Genomic DNA, 24,535 nt, shown 5'->3' on the forward strand with positions numbered 1-24,535 from the left:
ATCACTCCATCTCTAATCGACTAATGGCATATTCAGCATGGATTTCACTATTTCTTGTTTCATCAATAAATGACATTTTGAAGCCGGTTCCATATTTAAACCCATCCAAAAGTGGCACCGTTCCTGAGAAAACCACACTATTTTTCATAGCAGCCCCTTTTTTGCTTAGGAAATCCTTTATTTCATTCAGGGGGATGATTTCATTAATTTTGGCTCTCTGGTAATCAACCCATTCGTCGTTGACCATCACTTGCGAAGTAAGAATCAAATCGTCCCAGTGATTGACAACGTCCTTTAAATTCCAAGCTTTTTGCGCAAGTGGTTTATCGCAAATTTGTTTGGACTTATTAATATCAACTGTTTCTAATGAACGGTCAGTATGATCACTGCCGACAGTTATGTATACTTCATCCTCCGAATCCCCAAAAACTAAAACAATTTCAGCTTCACCGCTGGATTCGTTTCCTAACACTTGAATTTCTCCAGATTGATTTAAACTATTCCTACGCACTGGATAGAGCGTCGGAACCTCTTCAGGCCGTGGAATTCCTATTTTTTCAAGTTCGATAATATGTTCCATCGTCTTCTCTAGACTGCGTCCCGCGTATCCAATGCAGTACACATGGTCAATTTTCACTTGAGTTTCTGATCCTTCAACATTGAGTGGTAATAGTATGCTTTTCATAATTTCCTCCTATTGCGTTTGGCAACGCTTTCATCCAAACGACACATTATTTCCCTTCAACAACAACAATAGAATCGCTAGTTTTTAATAAATGATCCGTCATATATTGCTGCGCCAATGCCATGTCCTTGTTTTCTAGTGCATTAATAATTTGAAGGTGCTCCTCTACTACTTCTTCCATTCTTCCACTTTTGCCTAACGCCTGGTGACCAATTAACCTAGATAGGTCATAGATATTCAACAAAATATCGGCCAAAAGGTGCTGCTCCGAAAAATAAATAATTTTCCGATGAAATTTCTGATCCATTTCTATGAACTTTATTCGATCATTCTCTTCCATCGACTCTTTCTGTTTTTCAACGATGTCCTTTAAATAACTGATTTGAGCAGCTGTTATGTTTGGGAGCAATCTTCTTATGCCTTCTTTTTCAATAGTACGTCTTAGATAAATAATTTGCTCTTTTTCGCTCGGTGTGATTTCACGTACTTTTAACCCTTTTCTCGGTACAGACACTAATAGACCCTCTTTGAGCAAATCTCCGACTGCTTCACGGACGGGCGTTCTGGAAGTGTTGAGGGATTGGGCCAACATTGTCTCGGTTAGCAACTCATCCTTCTTGACGTCTCCATTGAAAATCGCAGTTTTTATTTGTTCATAGACAACCTCTTTCGTTGTTTTTACCCTTTCAATAGGGGAAATATTTAAATTGTTTTTCATAATGTCTCTCCTCTGTGTAATGTATACACTATACATAATACATTACACAGAGAGTATTGAACTGTCAATCTATTTATTCAATTCGGAGGCATCGCTATAATATAAAACTCCAGAAAAAAACGCCATTTCGTCTGAAAATAAACGAAATAGCGCTTTTTTAGAGGTAAGTGTACCTTAGCAATATGAATTTTTTATTGCCGCTTTTCACGGATTTGTATTTAGTCTCTGACTGGGTTTTCTTTCGGATTCAAATCATTCCATTTTTTGTGGACATCTTTATTGAATGTGTATGACGGCTGTTCCATCCCGAATTCCACAGACAGGTTGGGCTGACCCATTTCCTTGACCGATTCTTTTTTATTTTCATTGAATGCGGAAGGCTTGTTGGCACCAGTTTTCGTCAACTCATTTTTACGGAATACGTCCGAAACGTTCGAGTCAGAAGGATCCGAAAGCGGAAGTTCTCCGGAACGCACAATGCCTCTTGGCTCATAGTCCTCTTTGTTCGGATACTTATCTTTGTTCGTAATCATCCAACATTCCTCCTTTTCGAACGGCGAACCAAATTTCATCGATTTCGCCTTTCACATACTTTTCCTATTGTTTACTTTTCCCGTTTTTCTTCATTCCTAAACCTCTTTTTCGAAAAAAAGGTCATTTGAAACAAAAATAGCCCCTAATCGTCCTTTTACATAACTTGGGAGGTGCATTGAATGAAAAAAATAGCCGCTTTTGGATTGCCTTTTGCCAATATAGCCATCCTATTGTGGATTGAACAAGGGCTCCAGATTTCCTATGGTTGGAAAACGGCCGCCAAAATTGTTCTTTTCCTACTCATACCATTCTTCCTATTCCGACCGACGCGCCTTCCCTTTTTGCAGTTCAGTAAAATTGACCGAAAAAGCATCCTGATTTCCAGCGGGGCGGGAATCGGGATGCTTGCCATCATCGTTGGGACATTTAACCTACTACAACCCTTCATCGACCTCGAATCCTTGCGACTCGATTTAGAAGACCATGGTGTGAATAGTTTGATATTTCCCATTATAGCATTTTATATCTTGTTAGGGAACTCCTTTATTGAAGAATTTTTCTTCCGGGGGATTTTAACGGATCTACTACGGCAATCACGTTACCGTCTGTTATTGCCCTCCTTCTTTTTTGCCGTTTATCATATTGCCATTTTTCTCCCGTGGTTCACCCCACCACTTCTGGCGCTAGCCGTCGGTGGACTTTGGGCAGGGGGAATCATTTTTCAATTGCTGAATGAAAAGAGCGGGACCATCCTTCCCTCCTGGATTGTCCATATGTGGGCCGATGCCGGCATTTTGCTCATCGGTACGTACCTATTCTATTTTAAATGAAAAACGCGTTTGCCCATCCAAGCGGCAAACGCGTAGCCTATTAACTTACAACGGCAGCGCAGGAACCGTTACCGTCACTTTGAATAAATCCCCGTCAACCTCAATTTTCATTGTCCCCCCATGCAGATCGACAATCGATTGTGCAATGGCAAGACCAAGGCCCGAACCTTCCGTATGACGGGAGGTGTCCGCCCGTTTGAAACGCTCGAATAATTCATCCACATTTTCACCGAGCTCGTATTTCGTCACATTTTTCACGATAAACTCGGCATCGCTTCCCACTTTCCGGAGCGAAATATACACACGGGTGCCCGGCAACGTATATTTTATCGCATTGACAATCAGATTATCCAATACCCGCCACCATCGTTGCCCATCAACAGAGGCAATCAGAGGAAATTCCGGCAATGTCGTCCGGAAGTCCAATCCGGAATCTTCAATTTCAGCGGCATGTTCCGCGAGTGCCTGCTGCAGCAACTGTGTCAAATCCACACGCTGTTTCGCAAGCTCCAAATTTCCGCTCGCCATCTTCGACACGTCGAATAAATCCTCAATCAACGTTTTTAATCTCTGTGACTTCTTATCCAGAATGTCAACATATTTCATTCGTTCCTCGGAAGACAGCTCTTCATTTTTCAAAAGATCTGTATACGTAATAATAGAAGTAAGCGGCGTTCTCAAATCATGGCTCACATTCGTAATGAGCTCTGTCTTTAGCCGTTCGCTTTTCGCCTGTTCGCTCATGGAAATCCGGACGCCTTCCCGAACGTTGTTCAAATTGGCGGCATGTTTCGCCAGCGGGGATTTGCCCTCCACCTCGATTTCCTTCTGGAGCCTCCCCTCCGCCATCGCTTCTGTAGCGATCATGATTCTGTTCAGATAAGCGGCTCTCCGGACGTATATATAAATAAAAGGAAGACCCGCAAACAACACTAGCGGAATGTATACAACTAACAAGTACGGTGCAATCATCACACAGACGAAGCCGATCCCCGCAAGGAAAAAGCCGATCAGCAACAGGAACATTTGTGTACCGATTTTCCAGTTTACAAACATTTCTTGGAATGCCCTCAGGAACTTGGCGGTGTAACTGTTTGTCAGCTCCCGTTCGAGGGCCCCTTCCACTTTCAACTGTTCCCATATGGCGACGAGCTGAAAAGCGGCAGTTGCTAAAATTAGAATACAAAAAGCGATGATGATACCTAAGTTGATGATATTTCCTATGCCTAGACGATAAAAGAACCAGGAATAACGACTTTGAAAAATCTCCAACAAAATGGGGAGGAAAAGGATGGTGAACAGAAGAAGCCCCACTCGGAAGTCAATCTTCAACGCATTGTACCGATCAATTAGCCGACTCTTCGTGACCCATTCCTTTTTGAATCGGAGAAAAGTACCTACCGCAATCAAGGCCAGCACACCAAGGGTCCATAATATATACATCCCAATCTTCGTCCGGTTAAAATGCTGTACATCCCTTCCCAGATCGCCTTTCGTCAATGCGCTTTTCGGAACGATCACCGTCCCTTCGAACAAGCGGACAGGGGTTTTTGTCTGCGGCTGCGTGTCCATCGCCCTAGTTGCCGATGATGTAGAAACCTCATTCCGGAATGGACTGACTGCATACTCCCGAACTACTTCGGTTTGCTCTCCATACCTATTATTATCATAAGAAACGGTGCCCTTTTCATCCAGCTGGAAACCCTCTGCTTTGAAATATCCATTCTCCTCCATGAAGTCTCTTTGATAGGCGGCCGGGGCATTCATATCCCCCGCGGAGAATACTTCCCCCGTTTCAACGTCCTTCAATTCATAAGCGACCGGAAACGGCGGTCGACTTTCCAGGTTATTGAGATAATCCCTTAAATAGGATTCCAGCTCTGCTTCCTTCTCGGCGCGAACTTTCGCTTCCACATGGACATCATCCTCAAAATTTTGACGGATGTCCTCAATCTTTGCATCCCGTTCCTTCTCCAAAGTCTCTTTCAGTTTTTCGCTTTTGCCTGCTTCTGCATCGACAATTCGACCTTCATACTGCATTTCAATATTCTCGATCTGCTCGCTCAATGTGCCGTATCGGTGGCGATGCTCCTCAATTTCCGCTTTAGAAACGGAAATTCGCTTCTTCTCCGCTTCGATATTAATCGGATTCAAGACAATCGCCCCAAGACGTTTGTAAAAATCGTCCATTCTTATTTGGAAATCATCCTGGTCAAGATAACTTTTTCCGAGATATTGTGAGCCTACTTGGAAGTAGGTTAAGAGCGCTAGCAAGACAACAGCAACGGACGCCGACCACAGCAACAGGGCAATACCATTATTTTTCTTCATCATTACATACTCCCTTTGACTAAACGTGTAAAATAGGCAATGATCCGGGTTGTACGCTCAACGCCATCACTAACCAGGTCTATTATATGGGAAGAGCAATAGCCGATACTGAGCAGCGCAATAAAAATCGCAACGAGCGACCAGAACATGGCGCGATCATTTTTCGATTTTGTAACCAATGCCCCACACCACCTTCACGTATCTCGGATTTTTCGGATCTGCTTCAATCTTTTCACGGATTTTACGTATATGAACCGCCACGATATTTTCCGCATTGTACGCCTCTTCATTCCAGACGCGTTCGTATATCTCATTTATAGAGAAGACTCGCCCTGCATGTTTCATAAGCAATTCTGTAATTTTATATTCGATCGGCGTCAGTTTCACCGGTTTCCCATCCACGGTGACTTCCTTCGACTCTTCATCCAGAACAAGCCCATCAATTTCTATCTTCCGCCGCCCATCGTATGTACCCAACTGGACATAGCGCCGTAATTGCGACTTGACCCGTGCCATCAATTCCATCGGATGGAATGGCTTCGTCACATAATCATCCGCTCCTACCGACAGGCCATGGATTTTATCGGAGTCCTCCGCCTTCGCACTCAGCATGATGATCGGGATGTTCCGCGCCTCCCTAATTTTGAATGTCGCTGTAATCCCGTCCATATTCGGCATCATAATATCGAGGATCAGCAGATGGACTTCATAGGACGACAGCAGGTCCAATGCCTCTTTTCCATCCGCCGCTTTCAATACGTGATAGCCTTCGTTCTTCAAGTAAATTTCTATGCCGTCGCGGATATCCTGATCGTCATCCGCCACGAGCACTGTAAATGTTGTCATCCTCCGCACCTCGCTTTTCTCTTATGATACCAATTGTAATCGACGAATCTTAACTTTCCCCCATTGGAATTATGAAGAAATTCTTAAGAAGGACATTCACCCATCTTCAGACATATTTTAAGAATAAACCATAGGATGCTATAATGAGAGGAATTGAGAAAGTTCGGGGAAATGAAAGGAGAGTGCAAGATGCGGCCTTTAATTTTTTGGGTGGCACTCGGTCTCATCGGTTTAAGCTGGATCGCCAATTCCTTTTATGCCCATGCTCAGAAGCTGAATGAACCGATATTCCTGGAACAATATACAAAAGTGGAGGCGACCGAGGGGATGCCAGCCCTTGTCTTTTATTATCTGACCAATAAAGATGACAGAAGTTCCGCATCCGCCGTCAATATCGGAGGGGTGGGCGCGCATGTAAACGGAACCCATTTTTCTGATGAGCAGGACCGTTCCGACCTGAACATGCAAACGTTCACACACCATGCGCTGCGCAAGATGGAAGTGGAACTTCCCGATTATGTATTGGATCAATTGATAAAGGACGGAACGTGTACCTTTACAAAGATGACTGTCTATTTTTCAACGGGAGGGCAAATGGAGGCACCGATCGGGGCAATCATTCTGCAAGAACCCGGAGAAGAAACGGAACCCCTGTTGCATATGTCATCAGGCATTAATTCGGAATGGCGAGATGATCAGTTTCAAGCGGCGGAGCCACTTGTCATCGAGAAGTTTGAGATCATTCCCTTTGTGGAGGGGGAGACCATGATCAAGGTGGACCGAAACGTCCCATCCCAGAGTTCGGCTTTTGAATGGGAGCAACTGCCGGGAGTGAATGTTCAGCACTTGGAACTGCCACTTTCAATGGAGGCGGGTGACAACCTCTACGTGTATGCAAAAAGGTTGAATGGTTATATGGAACCGCTACTTTCCATTTCAGGAACCACCGACTCTGGGGAAGAATTCCATACCGGCATGTACAGCAGTTTTGCGCCACAACCCTACCTCACACAGGAGCAAGTCGATCAAATCATCCAGGAGAAGAGCAAAAAGGAGGCGCCTGCATCATGATCAAAAAAGCGATGCGAACCCTGTTCTGGGGCTATCTCTTCATCTTTTTCCGCGTGCAGATCGGCATCGATTGGCTAGCCGATCCAATCGGCTATATTTTAATCGCGTCGGCTTGTTTCAAGCTGTCCGAGTCGTATCCTGTTGCCAAGAAAGCGGGGATTTGGGCAACGATCGGCATTTTCATTTCATTGCCGGGAGTTTTCGTCAATCTATCGGAATCGCAAGTTGGACTTTGGGAACTTTATGCGTATGGATTGCTCGTCCTGAAAACGATTGTCGCCTATTATTTGTTCACCGCTCTTATAAGCATCGTAAAAACCTTTGATAACACATCTTTATTAAACAGGACGAACACCGTTTTCAAATTCCATATAGGCACTCATCTCGCTGTACTGGCCCTTGGCTCCTTTTCGATGAATGTCAACGGAGATTATTGGGTGACGGCAACAATCTTTCTGGGCCTACTTTTAATCGTCATGGATATCGCATTCCTTCTTCTCGTCGGCGCCGTCCGACGTACGGCCCCTCTTCGCCCTGTATTTTTAGCAGAGACGTAAATACGCGCTGATCAAGTCGGAGTTTCCGAATCAGCGCGCCCTTTCAAGGTCAGCACGAGAATACCTCCAAGCAACATGGAAATACCAATCCAAGATGTGATATCGAGCCGTTCACCGACGACTAACACACTTAAAACCGCTGCGGTGAGCGGTTCTGCTAGCGAAAGAGTGACAGCGGAAGAGGACGGGATGTGTTGTAACCCTTTTGAAAAAAGAATATAGGCGATTGTCGTCGTTGCAATGCCCAAGTAAACTACCGTCGCCACCCCGCGACCCGTCAAAAGCCCCTCTGTTTCGAAAATAAATAGAAAAGGCAGCAACATGGCCGCACTGACGGAAAAAATGACCGCAACCGAGGCAACGGCTTCCTCTTTTTCTAGGACGTCTTTATTGAAATACGTATAAAGCGCAAACAGGAGTCCCGCGCACAAAGAAAGGGAGACGCCGATCGGGTTGACGACCATCCCTTCATTATTAGAAAACAATAAAATGCAGCCCACGATGGCGAGCCCGGTCGCCATGACCCACACTCTGTTCGGATGGCGCTTCAATAACAACCATTCGATGATGCCCGAAAACATCGGCGCACTGCCGATCGCCACGACCGTTCCGATGGCCACGCCTGTCAACCGAATGGATGTGAAGAAGCATAGCTGGAAAATGGCCATCGCCAACGCCGCTAGGATGGTCGCTTTCCAAGGCCACTGGCGGAATCGAATTTTACGCATAAGCAATAGGATGATCAATAAAGTGAAGCCGCCAACTGCGAGTCGGGACGCTCCGACCGCCAAAGGATGAACGGTTTGAGGCATGAAGGTCTGTGCCGTTCCTGTCGTTCCCCAAAGAATTGCCCCGAGCAACACCGCAACGTACGAAATCCGTTGTGACAATGTCCTTTCCCCCTCTCTCCTATACTTAGAACATATCACATATATAGCCTGTCTGAGTAGGTGAATTCCCTTAGGATGCTCCGCGGAATGCACTCACAAGCAGAAAGTCTTAGTTTGCAAGCAAGCAGGCGGTGAGTGCAAGCAAACCAAGGTTTGGCGCAAGCAACTTATCCTATCTAGCAAGCAAATGGCGACCAAGTGCAAGCAAATCCAGACTACACGAAAAAACAGATCATCCACGAACGTTTCCGTCCGGTTGATCTGTTTTTCATTCAGGGAATTAAGCATCCGCCACAGTCTTATGGTAAAACGCGATAAAGTTCTGGACAACCTTGTCCAGAAAATCTACGGTTGCTTGATCCGTCATTTCCCCTGCTTCATTCATCTTATCCTTCACTGAGCCGATGAACACTTCATTGCCCGGTAAAATCAACGGGGCAAGCATAGGGTTTGTCAAGATTTGTCTCAAGTGGAGCTGTGCACGGACTGTGCCTAAAACGCCTGTTGAAGCTCCGATGAGAAAGGCCGGTTTCCCTTGCAGCACCAAGTCCCCTCGAGAACACCAGTCAATCGCATTTTTCAATGCTCCAGGAATAGAATAATTGTATTCCGGCACTGCGAATAAAACCGCATCTGAATCCTTTACGTTCGCTTTGAATGTTTGGACAGCAGGAGGCGGCTCATTTTCAATATCGATGGAAAACATGTCAAGATCGTTGATGAAGACAGGTGTAATCTCCAATTGCTCTGCATACCTCTTCCTCATAAACTCGACTACTTTCAAGTTGTATGACGTGGAACTTGTACTACCGATAATGGCTTTTATTTTGATAGTCATACTGCATACTCCTTTTATTCGTCATAGGAAATATCGTCCTTTATCCTTATCTTGCCCGGTTTCAAACAAAATACGCTTACACTTGGCGCTGTTCCAATAAAAGCAAATGTTCCTTCATGTCCAGTCCACCTCTGAAGCCGGCGAGCTTTCCGCTTTTCGCAATCACCCGATGGCATGGTACTGGAATCATGACGGGATTCGCCCCGATCGCCGATGCCACGGCCCGGACTGCGCTCGGTTTCTGGAGTCGCTCCGCCACCTGCGTGTAGGTGACAGTTTCTCCAAACGGAATTTGTTGCAAAGCATGCCAAACGGATTGCTGAAAAGCCGTTCCATGCAAATCGATAGGCAAAGCAAACACTGTTCGCTGTCCATCCAAATACTCCTTCAATTCGGTCACGTATGGCTCCAGTTCATTCGCTGCCTCCACTAGGTCATAGTGGGGCAAACGTTTATTCACCCATGCCGCCAACTCTTCAAGCGGTGCATCGGGGGAACCCACATAACAAAGCCCTTTTTCCGTAGCGGCGATGTGAAGCTTCCATCGGTCGTGCTGTAACAGTGTCCAAACTATTCTTTCCACATTTTCCATCCACTTTCCCTCCAAAAGATAGTAGTAACTGTAATGACTTGTGTTTTTGAAATCAAATCATATAAAGATTGTTTCTTTTTCGTGAAAATGGTAGTCAAAATATAAGCAAACATAAGTACATATATGAATACACCGACGAGGTAATAATGGATCGGAACCTCTCCAGCACCTACGTAAATCAGTCTGTACACAAGGTAATGTGACAATTCCCAAGGTAAAAACTTCAGGGCGGTGCGAAATATCATGCGAGGTACGGAGGGGGCATTCCCTTTTTTATCGACCACACGGATTCTCATTTTCTTCTTCCCGAACGACTGTCCACCTATCACTGAATCACTAATGATAAAGTAGAGAGAAACCGGCAATGTCACCATTACAAATCCTGCGAATTGAGCAGCAACCAGTGATCCTGTAAAGAGTTGCTGAAGGGATGGAAAGAGGAATACACTCACGAGAAATAGTGCAACTAAATAAACAAAAATGAGTATGTAATCAATCATGAAAGCTTTGAAACGTAGTAATAATGTGGCGTTCATTGGATGACCCCATCTCTGTTGAGTTTCATTCTGTTCCAATAAGCAACTTTCAAAATTGACCACAGCGCGAATGTGCACCTACATTCTTCCCGAAAATCAAAGCTTCAGAGATAAGTGTATTTAACCATTCCCATGTGTTTACAATCCAGAGGCTAATGCATTATCCAGTTCGTTCGTATTTGCTCTCTTGGTTACCGTTTGTATTTTTTACTGACATCCAATATAGAATCCCACCCAGCATCCAAAAGGGTTCCCAAAAAATCAGACGCCACATCGTTGCATAGCTACTTAAATCAAAGTCCAATATGTTCAAAGCTGCAAGTGAAATTGTAATGAAATTTAAGAAGCCATATAAGAACAGGAAAGCACCTGCTATGCGAATGACAATAGTAAAGATCTTTTCTAATCTATCATTTTTCCAAGGGTATAATAAGGAGAATAGCAATAGACAGCCCCCTAATTTCACAAAGCCTGTTAACCAGACAATTGGAACAAGCGAAGGATCTTTTTCTAGTGCCATTTTATATATTTGCCCCCCTAATGATCTAACCCCAACCATTCCACCTGTTGCCCAGTAGAAGCTCATCCCTGCGAAAATAAGTGTCCAGGCAATTCCAATATAAATATAGACTTTTCGTTTCTCAAGCAATTCAACACCTCAACTATCTGTTAAACTTTTTAACTAACTTTATTCTAAATTAACTGAACTCCTCGTAAATTGCTATTTTTATCCTTCGAGAACAACTGGATCTAACAATTCGAGCTGAAAAATTTAAAGAGTGACGTGAAAGTTTTTTTATAAATACACAATGATTACACATGAGTTATAATGAACTTGCAAACCCTATATCATATGGGGTTTCGAGACGTGGTTCGAAACCATCCCACGATAAAAAACTAGGAGGAACTATATAATGAAAGTCAAGACCTTAGCAACGAGCGGGATCATCGCTGCGTTGTATGTCGCTGTCACGTTTTTGGTGGCGCCATTTGGATTCACCAATATCCAATTTCGCGTTTCCGAGATGTTTAACCATCTCGTCGTCTTCAATAAAAAATACATTTTCGGTATTGTCCTCGGAGTCTTTGTCGCCAATATGTTATTTTCCGATTTGGGGCCAATCGACTTAGTGTTCGGTGTCGGCCATTCTATCCTCTCGCTGACCATTACCATTTTGGCCGGCCGCTATATCGCCAGCCATGGGAAACGGATGATTATCAATACACTCGTGTTCACTTTCACGATGTTCATCATCGCATTCGAATTACATCTCGTGCTCGGTTTCCCATTCCTTCTCACTTGGCTATTTGTTGCAGTCGGAGAATTTGTCGTCATGGCAGTGGGAATCCCGATTATGCTGGCGCTCAATAAACGATTGCAATTTGAAAAGTTGATCTAAATTCGCCCTGTGAAGGAGTCAATTCCTATGTATAAGACCATTTCAGAAACCGCCGAATACTTGGGTATGCCCGCCGAGCAAGTCGAAAAGTATATTTTGGACGGTCGGATTCGTGCAGTCCATGACGGTGAACAATTTCTCGTCAGTCAATCCCAGTTCTGCCAGTATTTCGAGCAGCTGGAAACAGCGAAGCAAATGATCGAAGACTATTGGAATGAACCACTTCCGCCTGACCTCGATATAAAGGACGAAGATTAAAGAAAGGGCTATCCGTGACGGCGGATAGCCCCTTTCCTTTTATTCTCGACTAATTTATTGTCTTACACGGAAATTAGGGCTTCTGCAACACTATTGTTACAATCCGCCATAATGCTTCTGTTCCTCCCTGCATTCTTTGCTTCATACAGACAGCCATCCGCGATTTCAATTAAACTCATAATATGCTCGGCATGCTCTGGATAGCTTGCGATCCCCGAAGAAATAGTCACTACTTCACCACAAGGACTAATAGTCGTCTCTAATTTCTTCCGTAATTGTTCTGCCACTTCGAAAGCCTCAAATTTTAAAGTGTTGGGCAAGAGTAATACGAATTCTTCTCCTCCAAACCGGCAACACACATCCTGTTCACGCGCTACAGCACGTATTTCTTTCGCCAAATATTTTAAAACTTCGTCTCCGACAGCATGCCCGTATGTATCATTTACTCTTTTAAAACGGTCAATGTCGAATAAGATGATGGAAAAAGATAGGTCTTCGGCAACCCATTTCTTTGTTTTTTCATCCATTGCTCGTCTATTGACTAACCCTGTCAACGGATCAACAGTTGATTGATGGATATAAAAGTTTACTTTGTCTTTGAAAAAGACAAGGCTCTTTACCAGTGCATTTTCCAATTGAATCGCTTCGTAATACCATGCTCTTACATTTTGAATTTCTTGAAGCTCGTTCTCCTGAGTGCTCGACTTCGCGTATTCCGCCAGTCTTTGCAACGGTGCGGAAATGAAGCGTGCCATTAAAAAAATGAGACCAATGGATATCAATAGCATCGGCAGCGTTTTAAAAATCATTTGATTTCGCAAATCGTTTGATGGCGCCAATGCCGCTTCCGTCGGCCGCTGGGAAATCACCCCCCACTTCGTTGTCGGCATATAGGCATATCCTGCGAGCATTTCTATGTTTTCCGTATTCGAAACCGCCTTCGCTCCACTTTTTCCATTCATAATGTCACTGACAACAGCGTTTTGTGGAACAACATCTCCAATTCGATCCTTGTTCGGATGGTAAAGGATTCGTCCCTTTTCGTCTACCACAAACACATAAGATCCATCCTGATAAAAATGTTCACCTAGTAATTCATTTAAAATATTTTTTTCTAATAAGTAAATGGATCCTCCTACATACCCTTGGTAAGTACCTTCACCGTCAAAAATCGGGTATGAAAGAAAGACGATCAGACGGTTCGTCATGGAGTTAAACGGCATAGAAATCATAGGTTTTTTCTCTGCCAAAGCTTGTCTACCGCCTGGCGAAGTCACTTGCTTTCCGACCACATCCAAGGTTTCCGGAGAGGCGGCAATAATTTCACCCATTGCTGAAGTGATGATAACCGAGTTGAATATATCCAATTGTTCAAACAACCGTTTCGCTTCATCCGCTAAGAGTGTACGGGCGTCACTTTGCTCTAAATAGTTCGCAATGTCTTTCGAACTATATTCTAATATTTGAAGTGTAGATTTCATATGATTATCCGTTGTTGTCGCAAGTTTTTGAGCATATACACGGTTCGTTTCCAATGTATTATCAATTAATATCTGCTGATTCACTTTATATCCTGAAGAAATACTGCTAAATAGGGTCAAAGCAACTGAGAATAAGGCAACGAGCAGAATTAAATACTTTAATGAGATTTTCACTTTTAGGTCTCCTCCATATAGTGAGAACGGCTACTCAATCTTTCTAGGGGAAATCATTTTCATTCCAATAGATGGTTTTTCTGGTTGTAAAGGAGTTTTGCATGTTCCCGAGTTTTACACATGACAAGTAACCCATTCCAGACTTGAAATGAGTACGATAACGTTACATCAGAGCTACCTACAACAATTGTGTCACGTTGCCAATGCGATCAATTAACTCATCACCTTTTTACAGTTTTATGAACCCTATTTACTATAACATAGTTATTTATTAGGTCAATACTCTCTACTTAAATTTTACAATATATAAGAACATAAGATATTTATAAAACTAAACTCCTGCCAATAACCGTATTTTACCTTTACTAGTATACATCTGGTTTAACATAAGATATTCACCTGACCTCAATTTTTAAAAGACGATGATGAAAAGGGGCTATCCGTGACAGCGGATAGCCCCTTTTCATCTTCATATAGATAATTCGTTGCCAAACCCTCAAAGGGTTGAACAGGTCGAACAGATTGTCGAACCGACGCTCGCTTGCGGGGAGAATCCTATTTTTCTGCCCGGTGTTATACCTCCATTTTGCCTTGTTTACTTAACAGCTGGGCTGTTGCCGATACTTGTTCAAGCATCGAATGGAATTCCTGGACACTTGCCGTATATTCCTCTGTTTGTGCGGCCACGTCTTGGACGGAATTATTGATCTTCAGTATATCTTGTTCCGTCAGCTGTAGCTGCTTTTGAATATCCTCTGCGGCGGTATTGCTATTGGCCGCCATTTTACGGATTTCGTCGGCCACGACGGCAAACCCTTTCCCGCTTTCTCCCGATCGGGCGGCTTCGATGGCTGCATTTAACCCGAGAATGTTCGACTTTTGGGCGATGCCTTTTACGTGCTCAATGATCCGTTCGATGTTTTTCATATTATCCTTCATCGTTTCAGATTGCTGGGACAACTCTTGCAACCTAGCGGCGGAAGTATCTGTCGCTTTCGTGATTTCTTCGGAGAAAGCCGTCATTTGCTCAATGACCTTGCTTAATTCATCCGCGCTTTTTCGTAGATCCTCAATCTTTTCATTGGAAGTGACCGCTGCCAAAGCACCAATTAATTGTCCATTTTCAAACAAGGGGATACAGGATGAAATATACGGAATCCCTAAGAAATTGGCGGGCACTTCCTCTCGAAGCTTTTTTCCGCTCTGCAACACCTTATACGTGGCGGCTCCCTTGTACTTCTCCATCTTTTCGCCGACTTTTAATTTCAAGTCAATTCTTTCTCCTGGCATATATCCGATGATCGTGTCTTTGTTACATAAAATCATACATGTGTCCTCTGGATAGGTTTGTTGAAAATAGGGCAGATTGTTTTTGATTTCTTCTAAAATCTGCGACACGTTTCTCCCCCCTTTAGTATGTTGAATAAATTTAGTTGTGCCACATTTCCTTATAAACTCTTTATCTGGTCCAATGAACGGCTTAGCATATCTTTAGCATCCCGTACCATTCCGTCCAATAGCTCTTTGACGGTTGGAATATCGGTAATAAGCCCTGAGACTTGTCCGCCATTAATAAACCCTTGCTTCATATCCCCGTCAATTGCACCTTGAATATGTTGTTTCTCTGTAGTCAGTTCATTAAATTGTTCCAATGTTAGCCCTTCATGTTCCCGCTTGAACAACTCTTCTGCGTACTCGTTTTTCAGCACTCGACGAACCCGTCCGACATTGCGGCCGATGATCATCGTTTCCGTGTCCGTCGCGTCGATCAGCCGTTGCTTGTAGACATCATGAACCTGCATTTCCTCTGTCGCGATGAGACGGGTACCCATTTGTACGCCGGAAGCACCTAAGACAAATGCTGCGGCCAGCCCTTTTCCATCTCCGATTCCTCCTGCTGCGACAACCGGGACCTTTACGTTCGCCGCAATTTGAGGAATCAATGTCAAAGTGGTCAACTCCAGGTTTGAATTAATGCCCGCCGCTTCAAATCCTTCTGCCACCAACACATCCGCTCCAGCTTGTTCCGCTTTTTTTGCATGTTTGACGGATGCCACAATGGCAATGACCTTGATACCGTTTTCATGAAGAAGCGGTATGTAGGGTGATGGATTGCCAGCCGATAATGATACGACCGGCACTCTACGTTTGATGACCAAATTGATCAGCTCATCCGTATGGGGCGTCACGCCGATGGCAATATTGACCGCAAAGTTTTTGGAAGTGCCGTTTTTGATTTCAACAATCTTCGCTTCAACCTCTTCAACTTCCGACGTACCGCAACCAATTGTCCCAAGTCCTCCTGCTTCCGAAACAGCAATTGCCAGTTTTGCGTTGCTAATATTACCCATCCCTCCTTGAAGAATTGGGTATTGGATGGATAGCAATGTACAGAGTTCATTCATATTAAAAAGCTCTCCTCTCTTAAGATCTTAGAAATGTGTTAGAATAGAATGATAAAATGCTTTTCTAGCAAACGGAGGTAATAGTGATGATTATTCCTTATAACGGTAAAGAAGCGGATGTACATCCAACTGTATTCGTCGCCCCAGGTGCCTACCTGATTGGTGACGTGACCATCGGGGAAGAGTCCACCATCTGGTTCAATTCAGTATTACGCGGAGATGAGGGCTCAATTACGATCGGGAAACGATGCAGCATCCAAGATAACTCTACCATTCATTTATATGAAGGCGCACCTGTGTTGATCGAAGATGAAGTGACAGTCGGCCACAACGTCATTCTTCATGGATGCACGGTAAGAAAGCGCTCTATTATCGGAATGGGATCTACCATTCTCGACAATGCGGAAATTGGAGAGGAATGTATCATCGGTGCTAATACCCTCATCCCTTCCGGAAAAGTCATCCCCCCTCGATCATTGGTTGTCGGTTCGCCTGGTAAAGTCGTCCGTGAACTGACGCAGGAGGATCTGGACCTAATCCAACTTTCCATCGATACCTATGTCCAAAAAGGCTATGACTTCAATGAAATACTAGGAACTGAAACAAAACAAGATTAACGAAAAAACCGGCAGCTGTATAAAGCTCCCGGTTTTTTCATCTCCCACTTTAAAGATGCGACAGCCCCGAAAGCGTGAGAGGTTATCCAGCCAGGCGTTGCCTTTAAGGCCATCCTATCGGACAATCATCGGATGATCGACCGCATCGTAAGATTCGTCTTTATGGCTGAGGTCATTATCTTTGCGAAAAACATCTTCGAAGAAACGGCTTGCGGGTTGGGCAAGCAGTTTATAATATTGACCGAATAATAGCGCTGCGTGGTTCCCGTTCCACATATCGGGAAGAAGTTCTTTCGGAAGGCCCGGATCTGTAAAGAGAAATTTTCGATATTCGTGAACAAGATTCGTTCTTTCGACGAAACATTGAGCATCCGTCATTTGACCGCTCTCCATTTTACTATTCGAGATGATATATTTTTTGCTGTACGTCGAGATGAACTCCTCGTACTTTTCCTCAATCTCTTCTAGCGGCCAACTTCGCTCCACGAGAGATCGGTCGGTTTGTGGGCCTTTATGCTCCGAAACAAAGAAATCGACATATTCGCTAATCTCATATTTCTCGATTAAAAGATTTACTTCCTTTTCCAGATTGTTTGGGGAAATCCAACAACCATTGGAAAAGCTTCCGAATCCGCTCCACAACAATTCCTTCCGGAGTTCATCCCGGATTTGACGCTTTTCTTCCGGAATAGTGTACATGAGCATCCGCCATTTCCCGTCCCACGCATGTGGATCCAACTTAAAGATACGAGACGCCGCTTCATCCATACGGGCTACTCCACGAGGGGTCAGGTAATAATAGCTCTTTTTCCCTTGCCTTTCGGTATTGAACCATCCCAATTTCATCATACGCGAAACAGCAACCCGCACGGACTGTTCATTATGACCAAATTCCTTCATCAGCCTGATTAAACTACCAATCCATATTTTGTTTCCATAATGACGAATATAGTCACCGAATATGGTGAATATCATTGATTGTGTATTTGAAATGGAACTAACCACGCTTTCTTCTGTTATTCTCCGTGTGTTTCCCTTCCATTATAACAATGCGGAAGATCGGTAGACAAGATTATCTACCCGTAAACACAGGCTTCCTCTTTTCGCTGAAGGCGTGAAGAGCTTCCATCCGGTCTTCTGTCGGAATGGTCAATTCATATGCTTTTGACTCAATCGCCAAGCCCGTCCGTAAGTCCGTATTCATTCCTTCGTTAATCGCGTATTTAGCCTGTTTAATGGCAACCGGTCCATTTTTCAAAATATTTTTAGCGAGCTCCTCGCAGCTGGAGAGCAGATTTTCCTTCTCTACCACTTGTAAGAGAAGGCCGAGTTCGTAGGCTTCGTCTGCAGTGAGTCGTTTTGCGGTAAAAATCAATTCTTTCGCTTTCATCTCACCGATTAGACGCGGTAAACGTTGAGTGCCGCCAGCTCCCGGGATAATTGCCCAGCTTGTTTCCGTCAATCCTAGCGTTGCCTCTTTTACTGCAATCGGGAAGTCACACGCCACCATCAATTCAAAACCGCCGCCGAGGGCATACCCATTGACAGCTGCGATTGTCGGTTGCGGCAATTCAGCAATGCTGTTGAAGACATCACGGATTGCTTTTACATTTCGTCTCACTTCTGTCTCGTTCAAGGTTTTCCGTTCTTTCAGGTCTGCACCTGCACTAAAAGCCTTTTCTCCGGCGCCAGTGAAAATGACGACTCGCACTTCCGGATCGATGGCGATGGAATCGGTCACCTCTTGCAGTTTTTGAAGCGTTTCATAGTTAAAGCAATTTAGCGCTTCTTCCCGATTGATCGTGACATAAGCGATATTATCTTTTTTTTCAAACAGAACAGGTTCCATGTTTCCACTCCTTATTAGAAAGAAGGGCTTTTCATTGGAAAAGCCCTTCAATGAAATAATTTATCTTATTCTACATCAGTATGCAGATTACCCACCGTTGATTTCCGCTCCAAATTTCATTTGCGACGAAAGCGCAGCGACAGGAGCAGGCGGACGCTTTCCGCGGGCGTTGCCTCAGCCAATCGAACAGCGAAGGGTTCGATTTGCCGTATTTCTGCGCACTTTGCAGAAATTTAGGCATCCTGCCGCCAAACGCTACGCTTTTTTGGCGCAAAGGCCGTTCTTCGTAACGACCTTCGCAGGAGTCGCCGCCTTCCACTCCAATCAACTAGTGTTGCTCTTACTCATAGGTCTTCTTTTGAATTAGATTATTCTTACACTTTCTCAACAATCGTAGCAATACCTTGACCGACACCAATACACATTGTCGCCAAACCATATTTCGTATCCCGTTTATTCATTTCATAAATCAGGGTTGTTAAAATACGGGCGCCACTTGCACCAAGTGGGTGTCCGAATGCGATAGCCCCGCCGTTCACATTGACTTTCTCCGTATCCAATTCCAATTGACGAATGCACTCCAATGATTGGGAAGCGAAGGCTTCGTTCAGTTCCACTAGGCCGATGTCATCCACTGTCAACCCGGCGCGTTGCATTGCTTTCTGGGAGGCATAGATCGGACCTAGGCCCATGACAGCAGGCTCCAGTCCCGCTGTAGCGCCGACTACGTATTTCGCTAACGGTTTCAAACCGAGTTCTTTTGCTTTGTCCGCACTCATGACGAGTAGAGCTGCAGCGCCGTCGTTCACTCCCGAAGCGTTGCCGGCTGTCACCGTGCCGCCTTCGAAAATAGGACGGAGTTTGCTCAATGTTTCCAAGCTCGTGTCTGGACGTGGATGTTCGTCCGTGTCCACGACGATTTCATTTCCTTTACGATCTTTATAGACGACCGGTACGATTTCATCTTTGAACGCATTTTCTTCCATCGCTTTTTTCGCACGGCGTTGGCTTTCTAAAGCGAATGCATCCTGTTCTTCCCGAGTAATATTGAAACGCTCCGCCACGTTCTCAGCCGTCTTCGGCATCGTGTCAGATCCGTACATCGCTTCCAATTTTTTGTTCGTGAAGCGCCAGCCGATAGTCGTATCGAACATTTTCATATCGCCGCGTGGAAAATCAGTTTCCGGTTTCCCCATGACAAACGGCGCGCGCGTCATGCTCTCCGTTCCACCTGCGATGAAAATATCCCCTTCATTCGCCATAATGGCCCGGGCAGCATACATAACAGCATCTAGGCCCGACCCGCATAAGCGATTGACTGTCGTTCCGCCGACTTCGATTGGAAGTCCAGCTAGCAACGCCGACATTCTGGCAACGTTCCGGTTATCTTCTCCAGCCTGATTGGCATTTCCAAAAACGACTTCTTCGATTTGTTCCGGCGGGAGATTCGGGTTACGATCTAACAATGCTTTAATGACGACAGCGCCCAAATCATCCGGCCTTATGGATTTCAATGCGCCTTTATATCTGCCGAACGGTGTACGGACAGCATCTACGATAACGACTTCTCTCATTTGTCACCCTTCTCCTTTTGTGTGTAATCATAGACCCCTTTGCCACTTTTCCGGCCTAGGCGACCCGCTTTGACATATTGCTCCAACAGTGGTGCAGGGCGATATTTTTCACCCAGTTTTTCGTGCATATATCTCAAGTTATTCAGACGCGCATCCAAGCCGACCAAGTCAACAAGCTCAAAAGGTCCCATCGGATAATTCAGACCTAATTTAATTGCCTTATCGATTTCTTCTGGAGTTCCGAGTCCTTCTTGCAGCATGTAAAACGCTTCATTTCCAACAAGCGCACTGATTCGGCTCGTGACGAATCCTGGGAACTCATTAATGACAACTGTCTCTTTACCCATTTGAATCGCGACTTGCTTAATCACTTCAGCAGTTTCATCGCTTGTCTCTAATCCACGGACGATTTCGACTAACGGCATTCTATGTACAGGATTGAAGAAATGCATCGCAATCGTCATTTCCGGGCGTTTCGCATAAGATGCAATTTCCGTCGGGCTCATCGTGGATGTGTTTGTTGCAAAATAGCAATGTGCCGGAGCATTCGCTTCAATTGTTTCAAATACAGCCTTTTTAATATCCGCAATTTCAGGAACTGCTTCAATGACAAGATCCGCTGTTTTGGCAGCTTCAGCCAGATCCGTTGCATAGTGGAGATTTTCACGGGCTTGGTTTGCCGCTTCAGTTGTAATCTTGCCGCGTTCTAATCCTTTGTCAAAAATCAGACCGATTTCCTTTTCGGCATTTTGCAAAGCATCTTGATTGATATCAACCATCGTGACGGAGTAACCGCCTGTTGCGCCGACGTAAGCGATACCTCTTCCCATGACGCCGGATCCGACAACTACAATATTCTTGATCATCAGTTTTCCCCCTATGTGTTGAATGAGCAAGGAACAGGTGACCAATCGGTCCCTGTTCCTTATCGCCCATTATAGTCCGAACGGATTTAGTGGACGTGCTCCATAATATGACATGATGCTCTTTGTTTCTGAATATAGGTCAAGTGTTTCAATGGCTAGTTCGCGTCCGAAACCGGATTGTTTATATCCGCCGAAAGGCGTGCCAGGGAACGCGGAGAATGGGCAGTTAACCATGACAATGCCCGCCTCGATCTGATTCGCCACGCGTGTGCATCTTGCCCCGTCTTTCGACCAGATGGCAGAGCCAAGACCGAATTCCGTGTCGTTCGCCAATTTGATCGCTTCTTTCTCATCGGAGAATTTCGAAACGACGACAACTGGTCCGAAGATTTCCTCGCGAACGACTTTCATGTCTTGTGTCACGTTGCCGATGATAGTTGGCGCATACCAGAAGCCATTTTCAAAGCCTTCCGGATGAAGTTGCTTTCCACCAGCAAGGATTTCAGCACCTTCATCGATCGCAGACTGAACATAGTATTTCACTGTATCCAATTGACTTTGGTCGATCAACGAACCAACATGTGTCTCTGGGCTCATCGGATCGGCTAGGACGATTCGATTTGTTTTTTCGATGAATTTCTCCATGAACTCATCATAGACGCTTTCGTGGATGTACAGACGTGATCTTGCTTCACAAGATTGTCCAGTGTTATTGAAGATACCGTAAATGGAGCCGTCTACAGCTGCATCGATATCCGCGTCTTCGAAAACGAGGTTCGGAGATTTTCCGCCAAGCTCTAGTGTGACGCGTTTCAATGTGCTGGAAGCACGCGCCATGATATCTTTACCGATTGGTGTAGAACCTGTGAATGCCACTTTATTCACTAGCTCATGTTCTACAAGGAAGTTCCCGATTTCAGAACCAGATCCAGGGACGATGTTAACGACACCTTCCGGAACGCCTGCTTCATGACAAATCTCACCTAGGATGATTGCTGTCAATGGAGTCAGAGATGCTGGTTTGATGATTACAGAACATCCTGCTGCGATTGCCGGTGCCACTTTCCAAGCAGCCATCATCAATGGATAGTTCCAAGGGATGATTTGGGCACAAACGCCAACCGGCTCTTTTTCCGTGTAGTTGTGGAATTGGCCAGGAACGTTATTGACAGAACCGCGGTGGCCAACGATTGCACCTGCGTAGAATTCGAAGTCTTCTATCGCTTGGTTGATTTGTCCTTGTGCCGCACCGATCGATTTACCTGTATTTAAAACTTCCAGTTCTACGAGTTCATTGAAGCGGCTGCGCATGATTGCTGCGATTTTGTTCAATACGCGTGCGCGGCGTCCTGTAGGAGTACGTTTCCATTTTCCGTTGTCAAATGCTGCTCTTGCTGCTTCTACAGCGCGTTGTGCATCCTCTTTCGTCGCTTTCGCAACTTCCGCGATCACTTCCCCAGTAGCCGGGTTGACGACTTTCGTACGTCCGCCGTCGCTAGCTTCCACTTGCTCTCCGTTGATGAAAAGCTTGTAAAAATCACGTTTCATGGATTGAGTTTCAACTGCTGTTTCTTGTGTCTTTGTCATGAAAAGTTCCTCCTCTTATTTTCCTTTATATACAGGTTTCCGTTTTTCCAAAAATGCCGTGACACCTTCACGATGATCTTCCGTCAGCCCTGCAATTCGTTGACCTTCCGCTTCCCTTTCCAAGAACGTTTCGAATGGAAGCGTCTCAGCATCTTTCAGACCGCGTTTAATTAAGCCAATTGCTTTCGTTGGCAGCGTTGCAATGCGTGCTGCAAAAGCAGTAACTTCTTCTTCCCAAGCTTCCTCGGCAATCTTACGGTTGGCCAGACCCCATTCAACAGCTTGGTCGGCCGTCACTTTCTCTCCAAGAACCGAAAGTTCTGTCGCTTTCGCTGGTCCAACCAAACGTGTTAGATAATACAAATTCCCCGAGTCTGGAATCAAACCGACATGAATGAAGGCATTCACTAAACTGGCACGCTCAGAAATCAGACGGAAATCGCAAGCAAGTGCGAGACTGAATCCAGCTCCTGCTGCCACCCCGTTAATCGCAGCGATAATCGGTTTTTCGCATTTTTCGATTTGCAAAATCATCGGTCCGTAATGGTCCCGCAATACCTGTCCCAAGTCCATGTCTTCGGTCACTTCCGAAAGATCCTGGCCAGAACAAAATGCACGGCCCTCTCCCGTCAGAACAATACAACGCACCGTATCGTCCTGAGAAGCCGACCGAATGGCATCTTTGATTTCATGGTTCATCTGGGCGATAAATGCGTTCAATTTGTCCGGCCGGTTCATTGTGAGCCATGCTACACCGTCTTTTATTTCATACGAAATCGTTTCAAACACGAAGCCGCACCTCCGTCATTTCCCTTTGTAATTCGGTTTTCTCTTTTCAATGAAAGCGTTCATGCCTTCTTTTTGATCTTCTGAAGAAAATAATAAATAGAAGTTCTTCCGCTCGTATTGCATTCCTTCATATAGTGAATAGTCAACGGCCTTATTCACCGAGTCTTTGATCAACCGAAGGGAAAGCGGTGGCATCTTCGCGATCCGGTTTGTGAATCGCAGAGCTTCTTCCCGCAGCAACTCCGGTGAAACGATCCGATTGATAGCTCCATATTTCAGCAGTTCTTCGGCTGGAATCCGTTCTCCCGTCCATAACCATTCGATGGCTTTCGCTCGGCCCACCAGCTTTGTCAACCGTTGTGTCCCCCCTGCTCCAGGCATGACCCCAAGGCTCACTTCCGGGAATGAAAACTCCGTTCCTCGTGCCGCGATAAGGACATCACAACAAAGGGCCAATTCAAATCCACCGCCAAATACGAAACCATGCACCGCACCGACGACAGGCTTTTTAATTAGCGCCAAACGATCCCAGTCTTCGAATTGGTTCAACAGCTCGAGACTCATGGAATCGGCTTCGGCCATCTCATCGATATCAGCACCTGCGGAAAAAGCTTTTCCTTTTCCTGCAATCAGGATGACGCGAACGTCGTCATCCCGATCAAATGATTGCATGGCACTCAAAATTTCACTTACCATTTTGCGATTTAATGAATTATATTGACGCGGCCGGTTGAGTTCAATGACACCAGTCATATTGTCAATCGACGTCTCTATGAACTCATAACCGCTCATTAGCTGTCCTCACCAATCATTAATGTTACTAGTTTCCCTGCAAAGCCCATCAAGTCTTTACCGGAAGCTTTTCCTTCGTCCGAACGAAGCCCTGCCTGAAGTGATTCCATATCATCGTAAATCATTTCGCACATTAAATAGTAGGGAGCTTCTCCACCCATTGGAGAACCGGTGAATTTTGTAACTTTCATTTCACGCAATCCCGGAATTTTTGCCGTGATCGGTCCGTGAACGTTGAAATAGTGTTCGTCGAATTCTTCCGTGTTTTCTGGATGTTTGTAAAGAGCAATCAGTTTAGCCATTTTTTCTCCTCCG

Annotated in this window: 29 protein-coding genes and 1 riboswitch; of the genes, 7 read left to right on the plus strand and 22 right to left on the minus strand. The window is 45.0% G+C overall.

Annotated elements, in window-relative coordinates:
• Position 1: 1 nt before the first annotated feature.
• The 3 genes from AB1K83_RS14405 to AB1K83_RS14415 form a co-directional block, all read right to left on the minus strand.
• Positions 2-685, minus strand: a complete 684-nt coding sequence (locus AB1K83_RS14405; protein WP_413058910.1) for a DUF2848 family protein — start codon at positions 683-685, stop codon at positions 2-4.
• Positions 686-731: 46 nt separating this feature from the next.
• Positions 732-1,403 (minus strand): GntR family transcriptional regulator, encoded by a 672-nt coding sequence (locus AB1K83_RS14410; protein WP_413058911.1) that lies wholly within the window; start codon positions 1,401-1,403, stop codon positions 732-734.
• 218 nt (positions 1,404-1,621) lie between these two features.
• Positions 1,622-1,936: a hypothetical protein gene (locus AB1K83_RS14415; protein ID WP_413058912.1), complete on the minus strand. Its 315-nt coding sequence runs from the start codon at positions 1,934-1,936 to the stop codon at positions 1,622-1,624.
• A gap of 180 nt (positions 1,937-2,116) precedes the next feature.
• Between AB1K83_RS14415 and AB1K83_RS14420 the strand changes: the two genes are divergently transcribed.
• Positions 2,117-2,767 carry a CPBP family intramembrane glutamic endopeptidase gene (locus AB1K83_RS14420; RefSeq protein WP_413058913.1) on the plus strand — a complete coding sequence of 217 codons (651 nt, stop codon included), beginning with the start codon at positions 2,117-2,119 and terminating at the stop codon, positions 2,765-2,767.
• Positions 2,768-2,812: 45 nt separating this feature from the next.
• Here the strand turns inward: AB1K83_RS14420 and AB1K83_RS14425 are convergent, their stop codons facing one another.
• The 3 genes from AB1K83_RS14425 to AB1K83_RS14435 are packed head-to-tail and all read right to left on the minus strand — an operon-like array spanning position 2,813 to position 5,944.
• Positions 2,813-5,101 carry a sensor histidine kinase gene (locus AB1K83_RS14425; RefSeq protein WP_413058914.1) on the minus strand — a complete coding sequence of 763 codons (2,289 nt, stop codon included), beginning with the start codon at positions 5,099-5,101 and terminating at the stop codon, positions 2,813-2,815.
• Entirely contained in the window at positions 5,101-5,277 is a 177-nt protein-coding gene (locus AB1K83_RS14430; protein ID WP_413058915.1) for a hypothetical protein, read from the minus strand. Before AB1K83_RS14430 ends, AB1K83_RS14425 begins: the two co-directional genes overlap by 1 nt.
• Positions 5,255-5,944, minus strand: a complete 690-nt coding sequence (locus tag AB1K83_RS14435) for a response regulator transcription factor (protein ID WP_413058916.1) — start codon at positions 5,942-5,944, stop codon at positions 5,255-5,257. Before AB1K83_RS14435 ends, AB1K83_RS14430 begins: the two co-directional genes overlap by 23 nt.
• Positions 5,945-6,133: 189 nt before the next feature.
• Here AB1K83_RS14435 and AB1K83_RS14440 point away from each other — a divergent pair, with 189 nt between their 5' ends.
• Both AB1K83_RS14440 and AB1K83_RS14445 read left to right on the plus strand, forming a co-directional pair.
• A complete protein-coding gene (locus AB1K83_RS14440) occupies positions 6,134-7,015 on the plus strand; it encodes a hypothetical protein (RefSeq protein ID WP_413058917.1) in 882 nt (293 codons plus the stop codon).
• The gene (locus AB1K83_RS14445; RefSeq protein WP_413058918.1) at positions 7,012-7,572 is read left to right on the plus strand and encodes a hypothetical protein; all 561 of its coding nucleotides are present in this window, start codon (positions 7,012-7,014) and stop codon (positions 7,570-7,572) included. The genes AB1K83_RS14440 and AB1K83_RS14445 overlap by 4 nt, the downstream gene beginning before the upstream one ends.
• Positions 7,573-7,583: 11 nt before the next feature.
• Here the strand turns inward: AB1K83_RS14445 and AB1K83_RS14450 are convergent, their stop codons facing one another.
• The 5 genes from AB1K83_RS14450 to AB1K83_RS14470 form a co-directional block, all read right to left on the minus strand.
• The gene (locus AB1K83_RS14450; protein ID WP_413058919.1) at positions 7,584-8,462 is read right to left on the minus strand and encodes a DMT family transporter; all 879 of its coding nucleotides are present in this window, start codon (positions 8,460-8,462) and stop codon (positions 7,584-7,586) included.
• A gap of 280 nt (positions 8,463-8,742) precedes the next feature.
• A complete protein-coding gene (locus tag AB1K83_RS14455) occupies positions 8,743-9,300 on the minus strand; it encodes an NADPH-dependent FMN reductase (protein WP_413058920.1) in 558 nt (185 codons plus the stop codon).
• A gap of 76 nt (positions 9,301-9,376) precedes the next feature.
• Positions 9,377-9,892 (minus strand): methylated-DNA--[protein]-cysteine S-methyltransferase, encoded by a 516-nt coding sequence (locus tag AB1K83_RS14460; protein ID WP_413058921.1) that lies wholly within the window; start codon positions 9,890-9,892, stop codon positions 9,377-9,379.
• Positions 9,871-10,428, minus strand: coding sequence for an RDD family protein (locus AB1K83_RS14465; RefSeq protein ID WP_413058922.1), 558 nt, complete (start codon positions 10,426-10,428; stop codon positions 9,871-9,873). Before AB1K83_RS14465 ends, AB1K83_RS14460 begins: the two co-directional genes overlap by 22 nt.
• A 160-nt stretch (positions 10,429-10,588) precedes the next feature.
• Positions 10,589-11,077, minus strand: a complete 489-nt coding sequence (locus AB1K83_RS14470) for a DUF3995 domain-containing protein (protein ID WP_413058923.1) — start codon at positions 11,075-11,077, stop codon at positions 10,589-10,591.
• 213 nt (positions 11,078-11,290) lie between these two features.
• Positions 11,291-11,335: riboswitch (PreQ1 riboswitch) on the plus strand.
• Between the two features lie 7 nt (positions 11,336-11,342).
• Between AB1K83_RS14470 and AB1K83_RS14475 the strand changes: the two genes are divergently transcribed.
• Together AB1K83_RS14475 and AB1K83_RS14480 are read left to right on the plus strand one after the other, a co-directional pair.
• Positions 11,343-11,828 (plus strand): QueT transporter family protein, encoded by a 486-nt coding sequence (locus AB1K83_RS14475; RefSeq protein WP_413058924.1) that lies wholly within the window; start codon positions 11,343-11,345, stop codon positions 11,826-11,828.
• 27 nt (positions 11,829-11,855) lie between these two features.
• A complete protein-coding gene (locus AB1K83_RS14480; protein WP_413058925.1) occupies positions 11,856-12,086 on the plus strand; it encodes an excisionase family DNA-binding protein in 231 nt (76 codons plus the stop codon).
• Between the two features lie 62 nt (positions 12,087-12,148).
• Here the strand turns inward: AB1K83_RS14480 and AB1K83_RS14485 are convergent, their stop codons facing one another.
• The 3 genes from AB1K83_RS14485 to AB1K83_RS14495 all read right to left on the minus strand — a co-directional run bounded on the left by AB1K83_RS14485 (position 12,149) and on the right by AB1K83_RS14495 (position 16,146).
• Complete coding sequence (locus AB1K83_RS14485) at positions 12,149-13,741, minus strand: sensor domain-containing diguanylate cyclase (RefSeq protein WP_413058926.1); 1,593 nt, start codon at positions 13,739-13,741, stop codon at positions 12,149-12,151.
• A gap of 573 nt (positions 13,742-14,314) precedes the next feature.
• Positions 14,315-15,139 (minus strand): methyl-accepting chemotaxis protein, encoded by an 825-nt coding sequence (locus AB1K83_RS14490; RefSeq protein ID WP_413058927.1) that lies wholly within the window; start codon positions 15,137-15,139, stop codon positions 14,315-14,317.
• A 50-nt stretch (positions 15,140-15,189) separates the two neighbouring features.
• Positions 15,190-16,146, minus strand: coding sequence for an NAD(P)H-dependent flavin oxidoreductase (locus AB1K83_RS14495; protein ID WP_413058928.1), 957 nt, complete (start codon positions 16,144-16,146; stop codon positions 15,190-15,192).
• Between the two features lie 86 nt (positions 16,147-16,232).
• On the opposite strand from AB1K83_RS14495, the gene AB1K83_RS14500 reads away from it, so the two are divergent.
• Positions 16,233-16,763: a gamma carbonic anhydrase family protein gene (locus tag AB1K83_RS14500; protein WP_413058929.1), complete on the plus strand. Its 531-nt coding sequence runs from the start codon at positions 16,233-16,235 to the stop codon at positions 16,761-16,763.
• Between the two features lie 114 nt (positions 16,764-16,877).
• Here AB1K83_RS14500 and paaX read toward each other — a convergent pair whose 3' ends face one another.
• Both paaX and AB1K83_RS14510 read right to left on the minus strand, forming a co-directional pair.
• The gene (paaX, locus tag AB1K83_RS14505) at positions 16,878-17,738 is read right to left on the minus strand and encodes a phenylacetic acid degradation operon negative regulatory protein PaaX (protein WP_413059015.1); all 861 of its coding nucleotides are present in this window, start codon (positions 17,736-17,738) and stop codon (positions 16,878-16,880) included.
• 97 nt (positions 17,739-17,835) lie between these two features.
• The gene (locus AB1K83_RS14510) at positions 17,836-18,612 is read right to left on the minus strand and encodes an enoyl-CoA hydratase-related protein (protein WP_413058930.1); all 777 of its coding nucleotides are present in this window, start codon (positions 18,610-18,612) and stop codon (positions 17,836-17,838) included.
• Positions 18,613-18,646: 34 nt separating this feature from the next.
• Here AB1K83_RS14510 and AB1K83_RS14515 point away from each other — a divergent pair, with 34 nt between their 5' ends.
• Entirely contained in the window at positions 18,647-18,979 is a 333-nt protein-coding gene (locus AB1K83_RS14515; RefSeq protein WP_413058931.1) for a hypothetical protein, read from the plus strand.
• A gap of 7 nt (positions 18,980-18,986) precedes the next feature.
• Here the strand turns inward: AB1K83_RS14515 and AB1K83_RS14520 are convergent, their stop codons facing one another.
• From AB1K83_RS14520 to AB1K83_RS14545, 6 genes are all read right to left on the minus strand, one after another.
• Entirely contained in the window at positions 18,987-20,186 is a 1,200-nt protein-coding gene (locus AB1K83_RS14520) for a thiolase family protein (RefSeq protein WP_413058932.1), read from the minus strand.
• Positions 20,183-21,052: a 3-hydroxyacyl-CoA dehydrogenase gene (locus AB1K83_RS14525; protein WP_413058933.1), complete on the minus strand. Its 870-nt coding sequence runs from the start codon at positions 21,050-21,052 to the stop codon at positions 20,183-20,185. The genes AB1K83_RS14520 and AB1K83_RS14525 overlap by 4 nt, the downstream gene beginning before the upstream one ends.
• Before the next feature lie 69 nt (positions 21,053-21,121).
• Positions 21,122-22,639: an aldehyde dehydrogenase family protein gene (locus tag AB1K83_RS14530; protein ID WP_413058934.1), complete on the minus strand. Its 1,518-nt coding sequence runs from the start codon at positions 22,637-22,639 to the stop codon at positions 21,122-21,124.
• Between the two features lie 15 nt (positions 22,640-22,654).
• A complete protein-coding gene (locus AB1K83_RS14535; protein ID WP_413058935.1) occupies positions 22,655-23,428 on the minus strand; it encodes an enoyl-CoA hydratase-related protein in 774 nt (257 codons plus the stop codon).
• A gap of 15 nt (positions 23,429-23,443) precedes the next feature.
• Positions 23,444-24,220 carry an enoyl-CoA hydratase/isomerase family protein gene (locus AB1K83_RS14540; RefSeq protein ID WP_413058936.1) on the minus strand — a complete coding sequence of 259 codons (777 nt, stop codon included), beginning with the start codon at positions 24,218-24,220 and terminating at the stop codon, positions 23,444-23,446.
• Positions 24,220-24,522, minus strand: a complete 303-nt coding sequence (locus AB1K83_RS14545; protein ID WP_413058937.1) for an EthD family reductase — start codon at positions 24,520-24,522, stop codon at positions 24,220-24,222. Before AB1K83_RS14545 ends, AB1K83_RS14540 begins: the two co-directional genes overlap by 1 nt.
• Positions 24,523-24,535 lie beyond the last annotated feature (13 nt).

Source organism: Sporosarcina sp. 179-K 3D1 HS, assembly GCF_047228905.1.
Classification (GTDB): domain Bacteria; phylum Bacillota; class Bacilli; order Bacillales_A; family Planococcaceae; genus Sporosarcina.